General features: G+C 48.3%; 19 protein-coding genes and 1 tRNA gene. 8 read left to right on the forward strand and 12 right to left on the reverse strand.

Annotated features, from left to right (window positions below):
• The first annotated feature begins 249 nt into the window (after positions 1–249).
• From dapF to PPHA_RS13295, 4 genes are all read left to right on the forward strand, one after another.
• On the forward strand, positions 250–1056 hold the full coding sequence (dapF, locus tag PPHA_RS13285) for a diaminopimelate epimerase (protein WP_012509325.1): 807 nt from the start codon (positions 250–252) through the stop codon (positions 1054–1056).
• A complete protein-coding gene (locus tag PPHA_RS16065; protein ID WP_190274003.1) occupies positions 1043–1192 on the forward strand; it encodes a hypothetical protein in 150 nt (49 codons plus the stop codon). The genes dapF and PPHA_RS16065 overlap by 14 nt, the downstream gene beginning before the upstream one ends.
• 418 nt (positions 1193–1610) lie before the next feature.
• Positions 1611–2327 (forward strand): DUF6345 domain-containing protein, encoded by a 717-nt coding sequence (locus tag PPHA_RS13290; RefSeq protein ID WP_012509326.1) that lies wholly within the window; start codon positions 1611–1613, stop codon positions 2325–2327.
• Between the two features lie 23 nt (positions 2328–2350).
• The gene (locus tag PPHA_RS13295) at positions 2351–3328 is read left to right on the forward strand and encodes a hypothetical protein (RefSeq protein WP_012509327.1); all 978 of its coding nucleotides are present in this window, start codon (positions 2351–2353) and stop codon (positions 3326–3328) included.
• Between the two features lie 127 nt (positions 3329–3455).
• On the opposite strand, the gene PPHA_RS13300 is transcribed toward PPHA_RS13295, so the two are convergent.
• Positions 3456–3758, reverse strand: coding sequence for a DUF202 domain-containing protein (locus PPHA_RS13300; RefSeq protein WP_012509328.1), 303 nt, complete (start codon positions 3756–3758; stop codon positions 3456–3458).
• A gap of 154 nt (positions 3759–3912) precedes the next feature.
• On the opposite strand from PPHA_RS13300, the gene rd reads away from it, so the two are divergent.
• Positions 3913–4071, forward strand: coding sequence for a rubredoxin (rd, locus tag PPHA_RS13305; RefSeq protein WP_012509329.1), 159 nt, complete (start codon positions 3913–3915; stop codon positions 4069–4071).
• A gap of 48 nt (positions 4072–4119) precedes the next feature.
• On the opposite strand, the gene mtgA is transcribed toward rd, so the two are convergent.
• The 7 genes from mtgA to atpA form a co-directional block, all read right to left on the reverse strand.
• Positions 4120–5025 carry a monofunctional biosynthetic peptidoglycan transglycosylase gene (gene mtgA / locus PPHA_RS13310; protein ID WP_012509330.1) on the reverse strand — a complete coding sequence of 302 codons (906 nt, stop codon included), beginning with the start codon at positions 5023–5025 and terminating at the stop codon, positions 4120–4122.
• Positions 5026–5103: 78 nt separating this feature from the next.
• Positions 5104–5176: transfer RNA gene (locus tag PPHA_RS13315), tRNA-Arg, on the reverse strand.
• Positions 5177–5222: 46 nt separating this feature from the next.
• Positions 5223–7103, reverse strand: coding sequence for a DNA mismatch repair endonuclease MutL (gene mutL / locus PPHA_RS13320; protein ID WP_012509331.1), 1881 nt, complete (start codon positions 7101–7103; stop codon positions 5223–5225).
• Between the two features lie 144 nt (positions 7104–7247).
• Positions 7248–8504, reverse strand: coding sequence for a competence/damage-inducible protein A (locus PPHA_RS13325; RefSeq protein ID WP_012509332.1), 1257 nt, complete (start codon positions 8502–8504; stop codon positions 7248–7250).
• Positions 8505–8516: 12 nt separating this feature from the next.
• Positions 8517–10976: a bifunctional aspartate kinase/homoserine dehydrogenase I gene (gene thrA / locus PPHA_RS13330; RefSeq protein WP_041526913.1), complete on the reverse strand. Its 2460-nt coding sequence runs from the start codon at positions 10974–10976 to the stop codon at positions 8517–8519.
• 177 nt (positions 10977–11153) lie between these two features.
• Entirely contained in the window at positions 11154–12029 is an 876-nt protein-coding gene (locus PPHA_RS13335; RefSeq protein ID WP_012509334.1) for a F0F1 ATP synthase subunit gamma, read from the reverse strand.
• 48 nt (positions 12030–12077) lie between these two features.
• Positions 12078–13658, reverse strand: a complete 1581-nt coding sequence (atpA, locus tag PPHA_RS13340) for a F0F1 ATP synthase subunit alpha (protein WP_012509335.1) — start codon at positions 13656–13658, stop codon at positions 12078–12080.
• 221 nt (positions 13659–13879) lie between these two features.
• Here atpA and PPHA_RS13345 point away from each other — a divergent pair, with 221 nt between their 5' ends.
• Genes PPHA_RS13345 through PPHA_RS13355 form a run of 3 tightly spaced genes read left to right on the forward strand, consistent with a single transcriptional unit; the run spans position 13880 to position 16915 of the window.
• A complete protein-coding gene (locus tag PPHA_RS13345; protein WP_012509336.1) occupies positions 13880–14842 on the forward strand; it encodes a homoserine kinase in 963 nt (320 codons plus the stop codon).
• A gap of 27 nt (positions 14843–14869) precedes the next feature.
• Positions 14870–16186, forward strand: coding sequence for a threonine synthase (thrC, locus tag PPHA_RS13350; RefSeq protein ID WP_012509337.1), 1317 nt, complete (start codon positions 14870–14872; stop codon positions 16184–16186).
• Between the two features lie 18 nt (positions 16187–16204).
• Positions 16205–16915, forward strand: coding sequence for a lysophospholipid acyltransferase family protein (locus PPHA_RS13355; protein ID WP_012509338.1), 711 nt, complete (start codon positions 16205–16207; stop codon positions 16913–16915).
• On the opposite strand, the gene ribH is transcribed toward PPHA_RS13355, so the two are convergent.
• The 4 genes from ribH to PPHA_RS13375 form a co-directional block, all read right to left on the reverse strand.
• A complete protein-coding gene (gene ribH / locus PPHA_RS13360) occupies positions 16912–17379 on the reverse strand; it encodes a 6,7-dimethyl-8-ribityllumazine synthase (RefSeq protein WP_012509339.1) in 468 nt (155 codons plus the stop codon). The two genes, PPHA_RS13355 and ribH, sit on opposite strands and share 4 nt — an antisense overlap.
• A gap of 24 nt (positions 17380–17403) precedes the next feature.
• The gene (gmhA, locus tag PPHA_RS13365) at positions 17404–18039 is read right to left on the reverse strand and encodes a D-sedoheptulose 7-phosphate isomerase (protein WP_012509340.1); all 636 of its coding nucleotides are present in this window, start codon (positions 18037–18039) and stop codon (positions 17404–17406) included.
• A gap of 122 nt (positions 18040–18161) precedes the next feature.
• On the reverse strand, positions 18162–18476 hold the full coding sequence (locus PPHA_RS13370) for a hypothetical protein (RefSeq protein WP_223293930.1): 315 nt from the start codon (positions 18474–18476) through the stop codon (positions 18162–18164).
• 119 nt (positions 18477–18595) lie between these two features.
• The gene (locus PPHA_RS13375; protein WP_012509342.1) at positions 18596–19000 is read right to left on the reverse strand and encodes a helix-turn-helix domain-containing protein; all 405 of its coding nucleotides are present in this window, start codon (positions 18998–19000) and stop codon (positions 18596–18598) included.
• Positions 19001–19003 lie beyond the last annotated feature (3 nt).

The following is a 19003-nucleotide window of genomic DNA, read 5'->3' on the forward strand; positions in this document are numbered from 1 at the left end:
AGGTTCAAAATCTATAAATAAACGGATAATAATCAGCTTGAATAAGAACAATTCTCCAAACAAATCACCTGAGGCATTAGGCAGCAAAATACGAAAAATTATTTAATAATAAATTATTTTACTTCTTGATTGATGCGCTATTGTTTGATTATACAGTATGAAAGCCCTTTTTTCAATCCCTGGTGTACGCCATCAGCCTGCTCCGGAAAGAGCGTTATTACTCATTCAATCACGAACACATTCACCCGTATGAAGATCACATTCACCAAACTCTCCGGAGCAGGCAATGACTTTATTGTTATCGACAACAGAGCGCTCGCCATCCATCTTACCCCTTTGCAGATCAATAAACTCTGCACCAGAAGAACAGGAATCGGAGCTGATGGGCTGATTCTCATTGAGCCATCAGCAACATTTTCCTTCAGCATGAAGTACCACAATGCAGACGGTTTCCTTGGCTCAATGTGCGGAAATGGCGGCCGGTGTGCCGTCTATTTCGCCTTCACCATCGGGATTCCGGCAGCTTCCGGCAACGCTTATACCTTTGAAGCCAACGGGAACCGTTACGATGCATGGGTGCTCGGAGAAGAAAACGTCAAACTGAAAATGCTTGCCCCACAAGGGTTCAAAGAGAATCTTGATCTTGAAGGAGAGCAATGCTTTGCCCTCAATACCGGATCACCTCATGCCATTATTTATATATCCGATCTTGACGCCGTCGATGTCAACAAAAAAGGAAGCGCCATCCGCCACAGAACCGACTTTTTCCCGGATGGAACCAACGTCAACTTTATCGAAATCACCTCCCCCAACTCTCTTGCTCTTCGTACCTTTGAGCGCGGCGTCGAAGAGGAGACCCTTGCCTGCGGAACAGGCGCAGTCGCCGCAGCACTGATGAGCCATAAACTCGGTAAAATCAGCTCGACCACCGTACAGGTAACGGTTAAAAGTGGTGACACTCTTGAAGTAGAGTTCAATGAGAGCATGGACGAGGTTTTCCTTAGCGGACCGGCAAAAATCATCTACGAAGGGAGCTTCACTATTGAGGGTTTCTGACCTGCTCTGCAATGGTGGCGGCGTCACCGTCTCCTGGTTCGAAATGGTACACCACAAGATGCAAAATCGTATGGCTGCATACCTTGTAGCCATACAACGTGTTGCCGAGGCCATGACACTGCGGGGGTGGTTCTGAACTATACATGCGATAGCGGTATTGTTCATCTCGGAAAAAATCGCAAAATGCACTTTGAAGGATAAGGTATTCGCCATCACTCTGAGTTCCCGCTCAAACCCCGCGCCCTCGCTGCGAGTGTGGGGGCAAAGAGCATGAAGAGCACGCCGAAAACCATCAGCCCGCCTTCCGCGCTGTAGAGCAAACCACCTTAAGCTACAAGGTGCATAGCCGCGTGGCAGCATACATCGTTGCCACAAAATGCCTCTTCGAGACCATAAAGCTACGGGGGATAAGTATACGCCAGGCGAATGCATCCAAAAATTTTACAAAATTATGAACTCTTAAGCGATACTTACCGTTCTAATACTCCTTTATTGTACATTTGGACAACTCTTGCTGAAACTGACTTACAATATCTAAATTTAAGGAGGTTTTGATGTTGACTTCTTTCAAAGTAAAACGTTTGTCGGGGATTATTGGAGCTCTGCTCTTTCTCTTGACAGTAGTTATGCCTTCACGCTCATTTGCCTGGGAAGAAGGAGGTTTTGTATGCCGGGAAGAGAGTGGCGCAGTAGACGAAACATGGAATTTTCTTAAACATTTTTCCTATGAACAATATTACTGGGCAGTACCGGAGGTGTTTACCTCGTCCGACAGTTACTATGTAGACAATATGGATACCGCATTTTTCAGCGGTCATGGAGGTAATTTTTCAATCACCACCCTGCGAAATTGCTGTGATCCTGTTAATTTTGCAAGTGGAGCAGTCTCTCTCGGTGACGTTGATCTCGAATTTTTAACCATTGACGCATGCAGTGTTGCACCTTCGCCAATTGAACGAGCCGATTGGGCCAGTGGCTGGTGGGGGGTATTTCACAGACTGCATCAATTGTTGAGTTTCCGCACAACCGGCTGGTATGATGGCAGAGTTGAAGACCAGTACGCTATCAACTTATTGTCCGGTCAGAAGTATATCGATGCCTGGTTCAATGCAGCCAACTCTGTTCGTTCAGGTGTATATCCCGGATATTGCGCCGTCATCTGGGCATACCCGCAGAGTGGACATCCTGGAACCTCCAATGATACCTATTTTTCCCAGGTATCCGATCCACCATCAAATTTGAATATCCTTGCTATTACCTATCAATACTAAAACCGAAACGGAGAGATTATACTATGAAAAATAATAATCAATTCGGATTTATTCTGAAATGGGTGGCCATAGGTTGTCTGATGGCTTGGAGCCGTTCTTCATACGCTGCCGAAGTAGTCATCAATGCAAAAATTGCACCACCGAAAGCTGGATGCACGGTCTACAAGATGGAAACTCCTCTCATGACGAAGGAACGTCTTGTAGATCGTTGTGCAAAGATCCTTGAAATATCGGGTTTTAAATCCTTTTCCCGAGAGATGATGAAACCTGTTGAAGACCGAATGGTCATATCGGGCCAAGAGATTGAAGTCAGTATGAATAATAATGGTACTGAATTTTTTTATTCCAATTTCCCTGCACTGAAGTTGACAGAAAAAACCGGACGACTCCTTCCGGATGAGCAAGCAATCAAACTCGCCCGTAATTATCTGATCAATACAGGCTTGATACCCCGTAATCAAAATGAGTTAAAAATCGATCATGTCGGCGGCATCATGCAGATGCTGAGCAATGCCAGAGTACCGGAGAAAAAAGCCGTTGTGGTCTATTTTAATCGCGAACTGGATGGTCTGAAAGTCAGAAATTTCGGTTCATCCATTACGGTGACTCTTGCTGAATCGGAAATACCTGTTGGTGTCCAATATCATTGGCGTGAAGTTGCATCACGTGAAAAGGTAGGCTCCCGGAGCCTTTTGGGTACTGAAAAGGTAATGAGTCTGATCCGCGAAGATGTCAATCGCGTCTTTGCAAAAGAGGCCAAAGTCATTATTGATAAAATTGAACTGGTACTTTATGACAACGGCGGCAACTATATTCAGCCTGCGTATTGTTATCAGGGCGTTCGCAAATCGGAAGGAAAGGGTTTTGCCGATATGCCTGTGCTGGGTTATGTCCCGGTCATGGAAAAAGCGTATGAACCAGTTACCCATCCAGCCTATTCGCCGTTAATGAAATCTCCGACCATCAGAATTGAAAAGCCTGTGCATGATCAGGATGAATGACGGCTCATCCCCCCATCCATCTTTTGGGTGGGGGGATTAAAGACTGCGCTGCAGGCTATACCTATCTGACGAAACAGTCCGGGTAATGACAAAACGAAAGATCACCTTCCTGACCACCATGAAAACGCTAACAAGTTACATCGTTGAGCTTCGGTAACTGTCTCCGGACAACAGTAATGGAGCGGTTTACGGTGCGGTACCGAAACATACCGAAAAAAGCGGTAATCACACCAAACGGTATGCATGCAACTCCTATAGCCTGAAACCACCCCTCCTGGGAAAAGTGCATCATGGAAACTCCTGCAATGACCAGTGAAACCCCTGAGCGCAGGTAGGCAAGGAGGGTTCTTTCATTTGCCAGGATTGTTCTGTCAATGGCCAGTTCATCCCTAAGAATCAATTCACAGTTATCAAATTTCGAATAGGGCATTTTTGTCTATACCTGGGTTATCATTTGCTTCTTTTTAAAAGGTGACGCGTGAACTTTTAACCGGTCATCTCGCTTTGTTACTTCCATCAAGACAACGTGTTGTGCGTAAAAAGCTATGTATTATAACTCTTTAACCTAAAACGGAAAATCATCAATGGAAAAATGGATCTGTATACCTTGTGGCTATGTCTATGATCCCGAAGTCGGCGATCCTGACGGTGGCGTAGAACCTGGAACAGCGTTCGAAGATATTCCCGATGACTGGGTATGCCCGGTCTGCGGTGTTGACAAATCATTGTTTGAAATGCAGTAAACCATTCTGGACGAGTAACGTACGGTGCGCTCCTGATGCCACAGAGCATCAGGGCGTGCTGTTGTTTCCGCTTTCTGCAGGCACTTCTGTCGTACTTTCTCCTTTCTCCGCTGGCTGAACTCCATCCCCTTCAGAAACCTTCCCGGTGGTACTGTCTGATGAAAGCGACTGATCCATCAGATTCTCCGGAATACCGATCACAACCGAATCAACAACTGCTGTGGTATCAGGCGTTAAGGCCATAACCTCCCTGTAGTCAGGCACAACAACTCCCCTCTTGCGCATGATGGCATAGATGATGCTTGAACGGTTACGAACATAGCGTGATGAACCTTTGGGAGAATAAAGAATAGGGTTCGGCAGTATTGCTGCAAGTCTTGACGCCTGTCGTGCTGTTAACCTGGCCGCACTGACACCATAATAGTGGCGGGCTGCCTGGCCGATACCGAAAATACCATCTCCCCATTCTGCAACATTGACATAAAGTTCAAGTATACGACGTTTGGAGAGCGTTTTTTCAAGTCGCCAGGTAAGGATGGCCTCCTTGATTTTGCGTATCGGATTTTTTGACGGAGAGAGGTAGAGGTTTTTGGCAAGCTGCTGGCTGATTGTGCTGCCACCCATCTTGAATTTCTTTGCGAGAATATTTTTTTCTATCGCTCTCTCAATCGCCTGATAATCAAACCCCTCATGCTGCCAGAACTTGTCATCCTCAGCAATCAGAACTGCCTTGACAAGATTCTGGGAAACATGATCAAGCGACACCCATTTCTGATCTATTTTTTTATCGATGAGCCCGTCGCGCCGCCACTCGGCTTCACGGCTCTCCATAAAAGCTGTTTTTGCTGGATTCTCATCTACCAGCCGTCCAACATCGGGAACAACAAAATAACGCGCTATATCGGCAACAAGGAGCAGCAACAGAATGGCTGAAAGAATCCTGACAAGCTTCATACTTTTGGCTGGACAGCGTTAACTTCGAGTAAAATATAAAGAGAAGAGACGTTACAATGGGTGGAGCTTGAAGAAAAGTGCCCTCGGGCAGACTCGAACCGCCGACCTACAGTTTAGGAAACTGTTGCTCTATCCACTGAGCTACAAGGGCATGGTGAAGAATTTAGCACTTTTAAACAAACTTGCAACAACCTCTCTTATTTTCTTCCGAACATCTTGTCGAGCTGGTCGAGTGAGAGCTTGATAATAACCGGTCTTCCGTGTGGACATGAGTAAGGCTCCCGGGTAGCAAACAGGTTGTCGATCAAGGAGCGCATCTCTTCAAGAGAGAGCTTCTGACCGGCCATGATTGCATTCCGACACGAGTAGGATTTGGCAAGGTTGTCACGTTTGTCGAGCTTGAGTTTTGAGGCATTATCCTGATATTCGGCAATCATATCCTGCAAAATCGTCACTTCGCTGCCCGGCTTTACATCCTGGGGAACTCCCTCAATCATGATGGTTTTGTTGCCAAAAAGCCTCAAATTAAACCCAAGCCGATAAAGATCCTCACGAATCTCTTCAAATATTTCATACTCCCATGGGCGAAACTCCACCTTCTGGGGAAAGAGCAACTGCTGGGAATTTGGAACGTTCTGGTTCATGACGTCTACGGCACGCTCATACAGTACCCGTTCATGCGCCACATGCTGATCGATAATCATCAGCCCGGTCTTGATCTGGCATATCAGGTACTTGTTATGCAGTTGCCAGATTTTTGGCTCCACCTCTTTCGGGTTTGGCACCACATCATCATCATAGAGAGGAGCAAGCAGAATGGATGAGAGCCCCTCATCCCCTTCCCGCAAACCGCTTCCCGCCAAAGCGTAGTCGGCACTTGAGTGGCGCGGAAACATTTCGCCCTGATGCGCTGAAGCAACTCGCGATATTGCTGGCTCATCAACGGCCCCTTCACGATAATTCCGGTAGAGGTCGCCCGTTGTGATGGAACGATGGGGGATATCCGGAAAAGAAAATTTTCGGAATGCCGAATTCTGCGGCTGAAGGGAAGAGAGCTGGTCACATTCTGTGCTCACCAGGTCAGGAGAGAAATCGTGTAACTGTATGGCCCGCTTGATAACCGGATAGAACATGTTGCGCACATTGCGCTCATCGTCAAAGCGGATTTCCATCTTTGCCGGATGCACATTTACATCAATGCGGGAGGGATCAATCGTAAGAAAAAGCAGCACAAAAGGGGTCTGCCGCTCAACAAGCAGATCACCGTATGCCTGCTGTACCGCCTGCGAGAGCATCCGGTTCTGGACAACCCGGCGATTGACAAAAAAATATTGATCAAGTTTCCGGCGTTTCTGCATGGCAGGCTTGCCAAGATATCCCTTGATGGAGAGGTAATCATTTTCCTCGGAAAGCTCAATCATACTGGCAGCAAAATCATCACCATAAAAAACATTGAGCCGTTCGAGAATATCCGGCCGTTTCACATGAAAAAGCTCCTCATCATCACTGTACATACGCCACTCGATTTCCGGGTATGCAAGCGCAAACGACTTGACGATCTCAAAAATATGGTTGTACTCGGTCGCGTTGGATTTCAGAAACTTCCGTCGGGCAGGAACATTATAAAAGAGATTTCTGACGCTGATGGTTGTCCCCTGCTCTCCCTGCACCCCCGACTCTTCAACGAGGACTCCTCCCTCGTAGCGGAGCCGCAAACCAAGCGTCGCTTTCGCCGTTCGGGTTTTGAGTTCGAAATGCGAAACAGAAGAGATACTGGCCAATGCCTCTCCCCTGAAACCAAGGCTTTGCAAAGAATCAAGATCATCGACCCCGGTAATTTTGCTTGTTGCAAATCGTTCAACACACAAAAGGGCATCTTCGCGCAACATTCCTGCACCATTGTCGACAATCCGGATCAGCTCTTTTCCGGCATCCTTGATGGCTACCGTTATCTTGTCGGCACCGGCATCAATAGCATTTTCAAGAAGTTCCTTGACAACTGAAGCAGGGCGTTGAACAACTTCACCGGCAGAAATTTTGTTCGCAACTATATCGGGTAATCTTGCAATTCTTGCCATACGCTATCAGGAGAACGATTTTCTTTGCACAAAAGGGCTGAAAAATTTTATCAGTGTTGCAAGTTATCGATAAAAGAACTCCCTTTTTATAAAAAAATGATAATACCTCTTGCCATCGGTAAACTCCAGTCAAGAGAGTCGTGGTTATCGCTGTCGCAAACATTCCCAAAGTTCACGGAGAACTGCTTCGCTGAATCGGAGTTTGTTGCGTTCTCGATCACCCTGCATAACAAGCGTTCTGGAGAGCAGAATACCCGAATGTTTTGTTGCCATGGCCAGACAGAGCGTGCCAACAGGTTTTTCAGGTGAGCCTCCCGAAGGACCGGCAATACCCGTTGTTGAAAGAGCAAAATCGGCCCCGCTTTTTTCAAGGCAGCCAATGGCCATTGCCCGGGCGACCTCTTCACTCACAGCCCCATACCTGTCGATGAGCTCCCCCGGTACTCCAAGACTCTTCTCTTTTGCCTGGTTGCTGTAGACCACAAATCCCTGAAGAAACCAGGCTGATGAACCCGGAACATCCGTCAACCGGCTTGCCACAAGACCTCCGGTGCAGGACTCAGCAACAGCGACCGTCAGCCCTCTGGTGGCAAGCATTGCGCCAATCGTCGCTTCAAGCGAGACCTCGCTGGTTGCATAGATAAACTTGCCGGTACTGTTGACAATGGCATCAACAACGCTGCGATTATCGCGCTCAACCTCTTCCTGCACATGACCGATCGTGCTTATCATAAGGGTAACGCCTGCAGCATGAGGCAAATAGGCGAGGGTCGTTCCCTCAGGCAGGGTATCTTCGATATCGACAATCATCCCGGCAAGCATTGACTCGCCAATACCAAGCGTTTTTATTGGTGTATGACGAATGACTGTATCAGAGAGTGCAGCAAACCAGGATAGAACCGTAAGCTCCATCATGGCTATCATTTCTGAAGGCACACCAGGCATCAGCACAAGATGGTGGTTCTGAAACTGCTCGCCGCACTCAATAATCATCCCGGCAGCCGTTCCCTTCGTATTCTCAATAACATGAGATCCTTCAATGACCATTGCCTGGTCACGAAGTGCATCCAACAGCTCCACTCCGCTCTGTTTTAGCCGCTCAGCAAGATTTGCAAAAGCCTCCTGACTCAGTTCAAGCCCTCTTCCAAGCATACGCTGGACAGCTTGTTTGGTACGGTCATCCCTTGTCGGCCCTAACCCTCCCGTAACAAGCACAATATCTGCCCTTTCAAGCGATTCGGACAATACTGCAATAATCTCCTCTTCACGGTCAGAGCAGGCAATAACCCTGCCAACCGGCACTCCTATACCACCAAGCGCTTCGGCCATAAAGGCTGCATTGGTATTGACCCTTTGGCCTTTAAGCAGTTCATCTCCAACAGAAACAATTTCTGCACGCATAGCATCTACTCCTCAAACAAGATAACTTGCAACCCGCAATATATCGGCAAAAACACCGCCGGCCGTAACCTCTCCTCCCGCACCGGGACCCCGAACAACAAGTGGAGTTGCCCGATATCGCTCCGTCGTATAAACTACCATATTTTCTGATCCGCTGAGGCCCGCAATCGGACTTGCAAGAGGAACCTTTTTTACACCGATAGTTGCTTTTCCATCCCTGATTTCACCAGCATAGGCAATCGTCATCTCCTCTCTGGCAGCATCTTCTATTAATTTGGCATACCATCCATCAACACCCGACAAACGGTCAAGAAACTCTGTAACCGACATCTCACCACGATACTCTTCGGGAACAAGACTCTCACAGACCACATCACTGTACTCCAGCGTAAAGCCGAGTTCACGACCCAGAATGAGAAACTTTCGGGCAAAATCAGCACCGGAAAGGTCATCACGTGGATCAGGTTCCGTATAACCGGCCACCTTGGCGCGACGAACAATCTCGCTGAAGCGGCCACCTTTGCGGAGTTCATTGAAAATAAAACTCAACGTACCGGAAAGAACGCCCTCAATACTGAAAATCTTGTCTCCGCTGTTTTTCAGATCATTCAGCGTATTGATGATTGGCAATCCAGCGCCTACATTGGTTTCATAAAGAAAACGGGCATTACTTCTCCGCTGGGCATCCCTTATCCTCCGATAAAGAGGCCAGGAACCTGCCATGCCAAGTTTGTTTGCTGTCACCACCGAAATATTGGCGAGAAGCAGATCGGGATACATCTCTGCAACCATCGCGCTCGCGGTACAATCAACAAAAATGGTGTTGTGCAGGTTTTTTTCCCTGATGAGCTGCAAATACCCCTCAATTCCCTGATACTCATCTCTCGGCAAGAGAGCTGATTCCCAATTCTGAAGGTCAATACCGTTATTATCAAAGAGAATCTGACGGGTATTTGCCATCCCGCAAACAACAACATCAAGGTCATTATCCTGCTGCAGGTTAAGACGATGGGCGCTGATCTGGCCAATCAGGCTTTTTGCAATCGTTCCTGTCCCCGCAATAAAGAGATGTACCTTGCGCTGCGAAAGAAAAAATGATTCATGGATACAGTTCAGCGCCTTATCCTCATCATGAGCATCAATGACAAGAGAGATATTCATCTCATTGGCCCCCTGGGCAACAGCAATGACGTTAATGCCATTTTTGCCAAGGGTTTCAAACAACTGCGCAGAGACTCCAGGATGACCGGACATATTGTTACCAACGACAGCGATCATGGCCAGATTTCGACGGGTCACAAGAGGATCGATCTGACGCGCTTCAATCTCCACGCGAAACACCTCCTCCAGTATTTTTTTTGCTTTTGCGGCCTGGGAAGGGGTGATGGCAAGAGTAATCGACTGCTCCGATGATGCTTGTGATATAAAGATAATATTGATCCGGTGACGTGCCAGACAAGTGAAAAGACGTGATGCTATACCCGGAACACCAACCATACCACTTCCCGACATGTTCAGCAGGACAACCTTGTTGATCGATGAGAGCCCTGTTACCGGCAGGGTACGGTTGAAATCTAAGGGAGTGACACCTTCAATTCGTGTACCTTTTGCTGCGGGATTGAAAGAATTTTTGATCAGTAAAGGAATGCCTGCTTTCATGGCAGGCTGAACGGCAAGAGGATGCAGAACTCTCGCTCCTGCATGAGAGAGTTCCATTGCCTCAGAATAACTGATATAGGGTAAAATCCGGGCATCCCGAACCCGTTTGGGATCTGCGCTGAAAAAGCCATCAACATCTGTCCAGATCCAGATTTCCAGGGCATCAAGTGCCGCACCAAGAATGGATGCCGTATAATCGGAACCACCCCGACCAAGCGTCGTCGAAGAACCATCCGGAGCCGCAGCAATAAATCCAGTCACAACAGGCACACCTTCTAAAGAGAGAAGACGTTTTCTGATCTGTTGTCCTGATGCATGAGTATCGACCCTTGCATCAGCATAATTCGTGTCGGTAACAATCAGCTCGCGTGCATCGAGATAGAACGCTGCAATATCGCGCTCCTGAAGATAGCTGCTGACCATCCGGGCAGAAAGACGTTCGCCGAAACCAAGCACAAAGGCAAGGCTTTTTTCAGAGAGCTCCCTGAGCAAAAAGACACCCTGCACGATGTCATTCAGCTCTGAAAGTTCAGCACGTATTGAGGCAGTAACATCGTCAAGGAGAGATCCGGAAAAAAGCTCGTCTGCAATGGAAATATGCAGATGATCAAGCTCATTGAGTGTGCTGCGATACCCACTGTCGCCGCTGCATGCCTGGGTGGCTGATTCAAACAGCAGATCAGTAACGCGATGAATGGCCGAAACCACAATAACGAGCTCATCCTGATGCAATGCACCAGCAATGATATCGGCAACTTTTTTAATCCGACTGGCTGACCCCAGTGAAGTACCTCCAAACTTGTATATCTTCATGTTCCCGCCCATGCCTTACTTGAAATATGAAAAGAGACTGAACAATCAATTATCAGCTTATAATATAAATCATTTCCCCATTGAGTTGCATAAGAGTGATGCCTGTTGCAGCAACGAGCAGACAAAAAAAAGCGCCCTCGCGGGCGCTTTACGTCATAAGCATCGGTAACCAATCGATCAGTTTGTCAAGGCATCTGCGCCGGAAACGATTTCACTCAGCTCCGTCGTGATTGCAGCCTGCCGTGCACGGTTGTAACTGATGTTGAGCGTCCGCATAAGCTCTTTTGCGTTTTCAGTTGCAGAATCCATCGCCGACATACGGGCCGCCTGTTCCGCGGCACTCGACTCAAGCATCATCCTCCATATCTGTGTATTGAGATGCTTGGGCACCAGCTCATCGATAATAGCCGAAGGTGAGGGCTCATAGATGTAATCACTGCTGCTCTCGGTACCAGGAATTTCAGGTGCGATAGGAAGAATCACCTCCTCCCGCAGATTCGGCGCAAGCACCGACTTGAATTCGTTGTATGCAACCAGCACCCTGTCAACCTCGCCACGCAGATACATCCCCGACGCGATATCAGCAATCTCTTTTGCCGTCGAGAAATCAAGATGCTGAAAAACAGCCGAATAACCCTTGACGATATTGTACTCACGTTTCCTGAAAAAATCAAATCCACGGGAACCGGCGCAGATCAGGCTGACTCCGCCTTTGCTGTGAATAGCCGGATAATCCTCATGAATGATTTTGCTCGCAAGCTTGATGGCATTGGTGTTAAATGCACCACACAAACCCCTGTCGGCCGTGACAAGAATCACCAGTACCTTGTTAACCTCTGAACGGCCCGAAAGCATGGGGTTGCGCGAGGTATCTACCTTTGCAGAGAGGGAACCAAGCATCTCCTTCAGTTTCTTGGCATAAGGCCGGGCCATGACTGCCCGCTCCTGGGCCCTTCTCAGCTTCGCAGCGGCCACCATCTTCATCGCCTTGGTGACCTGCTGTGTAGACTTTACCCCTTTGATTCGTACACGTATATCCTTTAATGTAGGCATGTATTACGGGACTGTTAATAAATTGCTTGAAAACAAATCGGCACTCTCTTACGCCTTGTTCTTTTCTTTGAAGACCGTCACAAACTTGACTGCGATATCCTTGAGTTTGGCAGCAGTATCAGCCTCCAGTGCACCACTCGAGGCAATTTTTGCAAGCAGGTCATTGTGCTTGATTTCAAGCAAACTGAGGAACTCCTCCTCAAACTTGCGGATAAAGCGCAAATCAACCGTGTCAAGCAATCCCTGGGTACCAAGGAAAATAATGGCTACCTGTTTTTCAACCGGCATCGGAATATACTGTCCCTGCTTGAGGATTTCAACCAGCCTTGCACCCCTGTCGAGCTGTGCCTTGGTGGTTTTATCAAGGTCGGAACCGAATTTCGAGAAGGCTTCAAGCTCGCGGAACTGTGCCAAATCAAGACGCAGGGTACCGGCAACCTTCTTCATAGCTTTGATCTGTGCGCTTCCGCCAACACGGGAAACCGAGATACCAACGTTGATTGCAGGTCTCTGGCCAGAGTTGAAAAGGTTCGATTCAAGGAAGATCTGACCGTCAGTGATCGAAATCACGTTAGTCGGAATATAGGCCGAAACGTCACCAGCCTGGGTTTCAATAACCGGCAGTGCGGTAAGACTTCCGCCGCCCTTGACCAGCGACTTGAGAGCATCAGGAAGATCGTTCATTTTCCTTGCAACCTCAATATCATCGGTAATTTTTGCAGCTCTTTCAAGCAGACGGGAGTGCAAGTAAAACACATCACCAGGATAAGCCTCACGTCCCGGCGGACGACGAAGAAGCAGGGAGACCTGACGATAGGCAACAGCCTGTTTGGAAAGATCATCATAGACAACAAGGGCATGACGACCCGTGTCGCGGAAATATTCACCAAGGGTAGCACCAGCAAACGGAGCAATAAACTGCAACGGCGCAGGATCGGATGCTGTAGCAGAAATAACGGTGGTATACTCCATCGCGTCATATTTCTCCAGAGTATTGACAACCTGTGCGACGGTAGAGCCCTTCAGTCCGATAGCAACATAAATACAAAAAACGCCCTTGCCTTTCTGATTGATAATGGTATCGATCGCTACAGCAGTCTTTCCGGTCTGACGGTCACCGATGATAAGTTCGCGCTGTCCACGGCCGATAGGAATCATCGAATCAATAGCCTTGAGACCGGTCTGCAATGGTTCATGAACTGATTTGCGGTAAATGACTCCGGGAGCCCGGCGTTCGAGAGGCAAACGGATCTGTGTGTCAATGGTGCCCTTACCATCAATTGGCTCACCGAGAGGATTGATGACACGGCCAAGCATGGCTTCACCGACCGGGATTGAGGCCAAAATACTGGTTCTTTTAACCGTATCACCCTCTTTCACCAGATTTGATTCACCAAACAATACAGCGCCGACATTGTCCTCTTCAAGGTTTAAAGCCATACCCATCACATTGTTGGGAAACTCAAGAAGTTCGCCTGCGGCAACCTTCGATAAACCATACACACGAGCAATACCGTCACCAACCTGCAGCACTGTTCCCACATCATACACTTCTGCTTCAGACTCAAAACCGGCAAGCTGCTTGCGAAGTATTGATGAAACCTCATCAGGCCTGACTGTTGTAGACATATCTTATTCCGCTTTGTTATTTGTTTAAGAAAAGAGAAAGATTCTGCTTACCTTCTTTTTAAGTCCAACTCGGGCTGTTTTCCATTCCAAAAGATAAAACCTAAATTTAATGAAAAGCTTTTAGTTATTCAAATTCTCTCTCTCATTTGAGTAGCTTCCTTTGAAATTGAATTTTAAATCCAACACCTACACCTACAGGAATTTTGCCCGAAGAAAACAGTATGAAAACGGTCAAGGGATTCGCTTCAGCAACTGTCGGAAATGTTGCCTGCGGCTTTGATGTATTGGGATTTGCCATCACCGAACCTGGTGATGAAGTAATTCTGACGCTTTCCGACAGAGCACACACCGACTCTCCGGTTTCCATTTCCGCCATCACTGGTGACGGTGGTGCACTTCCGCTTGATCCAAAAAAAAACACGTCAAGTTTTGTTGTCCTGAAATTTCTCGAATATATCCGCGCCCACAAGCAGATCGATTTTACCGGCCATATCTCCCTTGAGCTGAGAAAACACCTGCCACTGAGCAGCGGAATGGGCAGCAGTGCAGCAAGCGCAGCAGCAGCATTGATAGCGGCTAACGAACTGATGGGACTTCCCTGTTCAAAAATGGAGCTGGTGCACTTCGCCATTGAAGGAGAACGGGTTGCCTGCGGGTCAGCTCATGCCGACAACGCCGCGCCCGCAATTCTTGGCAATTTCGTTCTGATCCGGAGCTATACACCGCTTGATCTCATCACGATCCCATCACCCGAACACCTTTACTGCTCCCTGGTACATCCCCATACGGAACTGCGTACCGCTTATGCCCGTTCGGTACTGCCCCAGGAAATTTCACTTAAAACAGCGACCCAGCAATGGGGCAATGTCGGAGCTCTTGTTACCGGCTTGCTCACCTCCGACTATGACCTTATCGGGCGTTCTCTGGTTGACGTTATCGCTGAACCAAAACGCGCTCCGCTCATCCCCGGTTTTTTTGAAGTCAAGCAGGCTGCTCTTGACAGCGGCGCCCTCGGATGCAGTATTGCAGGCTCAGGCCCCTCTATTTTTGCCTTTTCTTCCTCCGAAAAAACCGCCCTTGCCGTCGGCAATGCCATGAAAGAGGCATTCCTGCACTCCAAAGCTCACCTTCAATCAGATATGTGGGTATCACCTATCTGTAAAGAAGGGGCAAGAATACTGTAACAGAACCAATAGAGAACAGCACGACTCATGATCTATTTCAGCACCAATAAATCATCAATACCCGTCTCCATTAAAAAGGCTACGCTTGAAGGGCTTGCTCCCGATGGTGGCCTCTATATCCCTGCTGAAATTCCCCGCTTTTCGCCAGAGGAGATAACACTTCTCGATGGGGCCAGTTTTAACAATATCGCTTTTGCCATTGCAAACAAGTTTATCGGAGGCGCTATCCCCCCCGACCAGCTTAGCGACATCATTGACAATTGCTATACCTTTGACACTCCGATTGTCCAGCTCGACCGAAATACCTTTGTTGAGGAGCTTTTCTGCGGACCAACACTTGCCTTCAAGGATTACGGTGCACGTTTTCTCGCCCGATTGACCGGCTATTTTGCTGCAGAAGAGCAGAAGCTTATTACCGTCCTTGTTGCAACATCTGGAGATACGGGAAGTGCAGTGGCATATGGATTTCAGGGCATTGCAAACACACGGGTCGTGCTGCTCTACCCTTCAGGAAAAGTGAGCCGCCTTCAGGAGCAGCAACTCACCACTGCAGGAGGCAATGTTCATGCGCTTGAAGTACAGGGCGATTTTGACGATTGCCAGCGAATGGTTAAACAGGCATTTGTTGATCCCGACCTGAATAAATCGCTGACACTCACCTCGGCCAACTCCATCAATATATCACGACTGATTCCCCAGTCATTCTATTATGCCTGGGCAACCCTGCAGCTCAAGGAACGGTACGACTGCCATGACCCTCTCTTTTCCGTCCCGAGCGGCAACTACGGAAACCTCACCGCAGGTGTGCTTGCAAAACGGATGGGCTTTCCCATAGGCCACTTTATTGCAGCATCAAACGCCAATGACAGCGTAACCCGCTATATCGATGAGGGACGCTACGACCCGCACCCGACCATCACAACCCTGTCGACGGCAATGGACGTCGGCAACCCGAGCAACTTTGCACGACTCAGATATTTCTACCATAACGACCACACATCCATGGGGCAGGATATCACGGGTATTGCCATTTCGGATGAAGAGACTGTTGCCGCAATCCGATCGGCCCATGAGCGCTTCGGCTATATCATGGATCCGCATACCGCCGTCGCGTTCCGTGCTCTTGAACGCTTCAGAAGCTCGGCAATCCATGGTGAAAAACCCGGCATCCTCCTCTCAACCGCTCATCCAGCAAAATTTCTTGAAGCAATAGAGAGTGCCCTGGGTAAAGAGATCGGTATCCCCTCGAATCTTCAGGAGCTGATGGGAAAAAAGAAATGTGCCACCTTGATCAGTTCAGAGTATAAAGAGCTTGCCTCTTTTCTCAACGGACTCGACCAGTAACCCTTTACTGAGTGCCGAATGAACATCAGAACGCTTCTATTCCTTTTTATCCTGATACCGATTATGTTTTTCGGGATACTCCTTGTCATGCTGATCAATCTTTTCGACCACTCTGGTAATGCCTTCCATAAAATAGCCGCCTGGTGGGGCCGATTCAGCGCAAGTCTATTCGGCATTTCAATAGAGGTAATCGGTCGGGAAAACTACAGCACGGAAGAGAACTACCTGGTGATAAGCAATCATGCCGGTATGGCCGATATTCCTCTGCTCCTCGGTACCATGAACCTCAACCTTCGGTTTCTGGCAAAAGAGGAGCTGGGAAAAATACCGCTGTTTGGCCGAGCACTCAGAGAGGCTGGCTATGTCATGATCAAGCGGGGACAAAACAGGGATGCTCTGAAAAGTCTGTTGGCGGCAACAAAGGTTCTAAAAAGTGGCCATTCCGTCCACATCTTCCCTGAAGGCACACGATCAGCAACCGGTGAACTTCTCCCCTTCAAACGCGGTGCGTTTCGTGTAGCCCAGGCAGGAGGGGCTCCTGTTCTGCCCGTCACCATCATCGGAAGCCATCTGATTACCCCCAAAAAAAGCCTTAAAATCAATAAAGGAAAGATCAGGGTCATCATCGACAAGCCCATTCAACCCTCATCGTTCGACAGTGTTGAAGAACTTATGGCCGCCTGCTCCGAAGCTATCACAGCCAACTTCAACCGATACCGCAACAACTAAATCTGGCGGTAAAGATTCACCATCTCAATAGCCGTCATGGCAGCATCAAAACCCTTGTTGCCCGCTTTGGTTCCTGCCCGCTCTATCGCCTGTTCAATGTTTTCCGTGGTCAAAACGCCAAACGCTATCGGAACCATGGTGTCAAGGGCAACCTGGGCAATCCCCTTGGTGGCCTCGGCAGCAAGAACATCAAAATGGGGAGTGGAACCCCTGATAATGACTCCGAGAGTAATAATCGCATCATACTTGCCACTGAGGGCTACCTTTTTGGCAACCATCGGCAGCTCAAAGGCACCAGGACAACGGTACATTGCAATACACTCCTCCGACCCGCCATGGCGGCAGATACAATCAATTGCACCTTCGACAAGCTTCTGCCCAATAAAATCATTAAAGCGTCCGACAACAAGCGCAAAGCGGATATCCTTTGCGTTTAATACACCCTCAATCTGTTTCACCTGCATGACAATCTTCTTTTTGAGTTAGTTCTATAAACGGCAATAGCCGAGCATACGCTCCACAAGATCAATAAGAACATGACCAATCGTAATATGGCACTCCTGTACCCGATCAGCAGAACCTGAATGAGGTACAATAAGCTCAAGATCCGCCAGCCCCTTCATCAAGCCGCCATTCCCCCCAAGCAAGGCAAGTGTCTTCATCCCCTGCTGCCGTGCAAAATCCAGCGCATTGATAACACTCTGGCTGTTCCCGCTGGTTGAAAGGCCAAGCAAAATATCCCCTTCCCTACCATAAGCCTCCACAAGACGGGCAAAAACCGCATCATAACCGAGATCATTGGCACCAGCCGTCAGGGCCGAAGTATCGGTGGAGAGCGCTATGGCCGGAAGCGCCGGTCGTTCCACACTGCTACGATAGCGGATAGTCAGCTCGGTTGCCAGATGCTGTGCATCCGCCGCACTGCCGCCATTACCACAAAGCAGCACCTTTCCGCCATCCTCAAAAGTACCGGCAATCATACGTGCCATGGCAACAATCACTGCGCTGTTTTGCCGCGCAACCCTCTCCTTGAGCTGTGCGCTGTAAAGCATGGTATCGAGAACAACCTCCTCATAACGGGTACGGTCGGTGAGCCCGTCAGAACAGCCACATCCCTTGATCATAACGACAATTTTTTAAACCTGTAACGAAGTAAAACAGGTCAATATACAGGAAAATGCAGAAAGCTGGTGGAACAGATTGCAACAACAGGGGGAATTGTTTGTACTTGAGGAGTCAACCCCCTCTACAAATTCACTGGCTTGTTCTGCTGAAAAAATGATTGCGGATCAACAATCGGCATCGGTATCTTTTCAAGGAAAGTACCCGCACCCTTGACCATCAATGCGCCTCTTGAGGTTGAAATTGCCAAAGAGATCACGGTAAAGAGAAGATCTTCCGGGAGATTGATATTGCCACCCTTGTCGGCAACCTGATCCAGCCCTTTAGCCAAAAAAAGCGACTCAGTCTCTGCTTTGGCATACGTTACGCCATCACTCTTCCGGTTCACCAGAATCATCAATCCAACAACAATCCTCTCTTTTGCCGTTCTTATCGCCATGGAAGTTTCAAAATTGAACGACTCGTTTTTCCCAACCCCTCCAGGTTCCCTGAAAGAAAAACTCTTAAACCGAAACCCTGAATACTGAATACCAATTGGAGATCTCTTTTCCATGACGGTCAACCAACCATTGAATGTCCCGCACTGTTTATGAAATAAATTTTTGTACCAATACAAAGGGCAGGCATACTGGTGCTCTTCACCCCTTCACCCAACTCCCACACGCTATCATCACCAATAACGGTGCTCCCCTCGCTTTTATGCTGACAGGGAATCTCAATGACATTCTGGCCAAGTGCAACCTCAAATTCAACAATAGTTTTCAGTGTCGGATTGGCCCATCCGGCAACTATCCGGCTGATGTACGACTCGTTTTTACCAAGCTTTTCGGCAAGTTGACGCTGAGTTATACCGCTCACTTTCATGATTTCAGTAACCCTTACCGCAAACGCACCCTGACGCTCAACAAACCTCCTTGTAGTGGGCGATACCGCCGCTGCCGCTTTTCTGAGCAATGATGTCATGAT

The sequence above is a fragment of the Pelodictyon phaeoclathratiforme BU-1 genome (assembly GCF_000020645.1).
Lineage (GTDB): Bacteria > Bacteroidota > Chlorobiia > Chlorobiales > Chlorobiaceae > Chlorobium > Chlorobium phaeoclathratiforme.

Coding starts and splice junctions, on each gene's coding strand:
- PPHA_RS13335 (WP_012509334.1), bottom strand. CDS start 12,029: ATGCCTACATTAAAGGATATACGTGTACGAATCAAAGGGGTAAAGTCT.
- PPHA_RS13325 (WP_012509332.1), bottom strand. CDS start 8,504: ATGCGTGCAGAAATTGTTTCTGTTGGAGATGAACTGCTTAAAGGCCAA.
- atpA (WP_012509335.1), bottom strand. CDS start 13,658: ATGTCTACAACAGTCAGGCCTGATGAGGTTTCATCAATACTTCGCAAG.
- gmhA (WP_012509340.1), bottom strand. CDS start 18,039: ATGATCAAGGGATGTGGCTGTTCTGACGGGCTCACCGACCGTACCCGT.
- PPHA_RS13355 (WP_012509338.1), top strand. CDS start 16,205: ATGAACATCAGAACGCTTCTATTCCTTTTTATCCTGATACCGATTATG.
- PPHA_RS13370 (WP_223293930.1), bottom strand. CDS start 18,476: ATGGCGATAAGAACGGCAAAAGAGAGGATTGTTGTTGGATTGATGATT.
- PPHA_RS13345 (WP_012509336.1), top strand. CDS start 13,880: ATGAAAACGGTCAAGGGATTCGCTTCAGCAACTGTCGGAAATGTTGCC.
- mtgA (WP_012509330.1), bottom strand. CDS start 5,025: ATGAAGCTTGTCAGGATTCTTTCAGCCATTCTGTTGCTGCTCCTTGTT.
- mutL (WP_012509331.1), bottom strand. CDS start 7,103: ATGGCAAGAATTGCAAGATTACCCGATATAGTTGCGAACAAAATTTCT.
- PPHA_RS13295 (WP_012509327.1), top strand. CDS start 2,351: ATGAAAAATAATAATCAATTCGGATTTATTCTGAAATGGGTGGCCATA.
- thrA (WP_041526913.1), bottom strand. CDS start 10,976: ATGAAGATATACAAGTTTGGAGGTACTTCACTGGGGTCAGCCAGTCGG.
- PPHA_RS13375 (WP_012509342.1), bottom strand. CDS start 19,000: ATGACATCATTGCTCAGAAAAGCGGCAGCGGCGGTATCGCCCACTACA.
- PPHA_RS13300 (WP_012509328.1), bottom strand. CDS start 3,758: ATGCCCTATTCGAAATTTGATAACTGTGAATTGATTCTTAGGGATGAA.
- dapF (WP_012509325.1), top strand. CDS start 250: ATGAAGATCACATTCACCAAACTCTCCGGAGCAGGCAATGACTTTATT.
- thrC (WP_012509337.1), top strand. CDS start 14,870: ATGATCTATTTCAGCACCAATAAATCATCAATACCCGTCTCCATTAAA.
- rd (WP_012509329.1), top strand. CDS start 3,913: ATGGAAAAATGGATCTGTATACCTTGTGGCTATGTCTATGATCCCGAA.
- PPHA_RS13290 (WP_012509326.1), top strand. CDS start 1,611: ATGTTGACTTCTTTCAAAGTAAAACGTTTGTCGGGGATTATTGGAGCT.
- ribH (WP_012509339.1), bottom strand. CDS start 17,379: ATGCAGGTGAAACAGATTGAGGGTGTATTAAACGCAAAGGATATCCGC.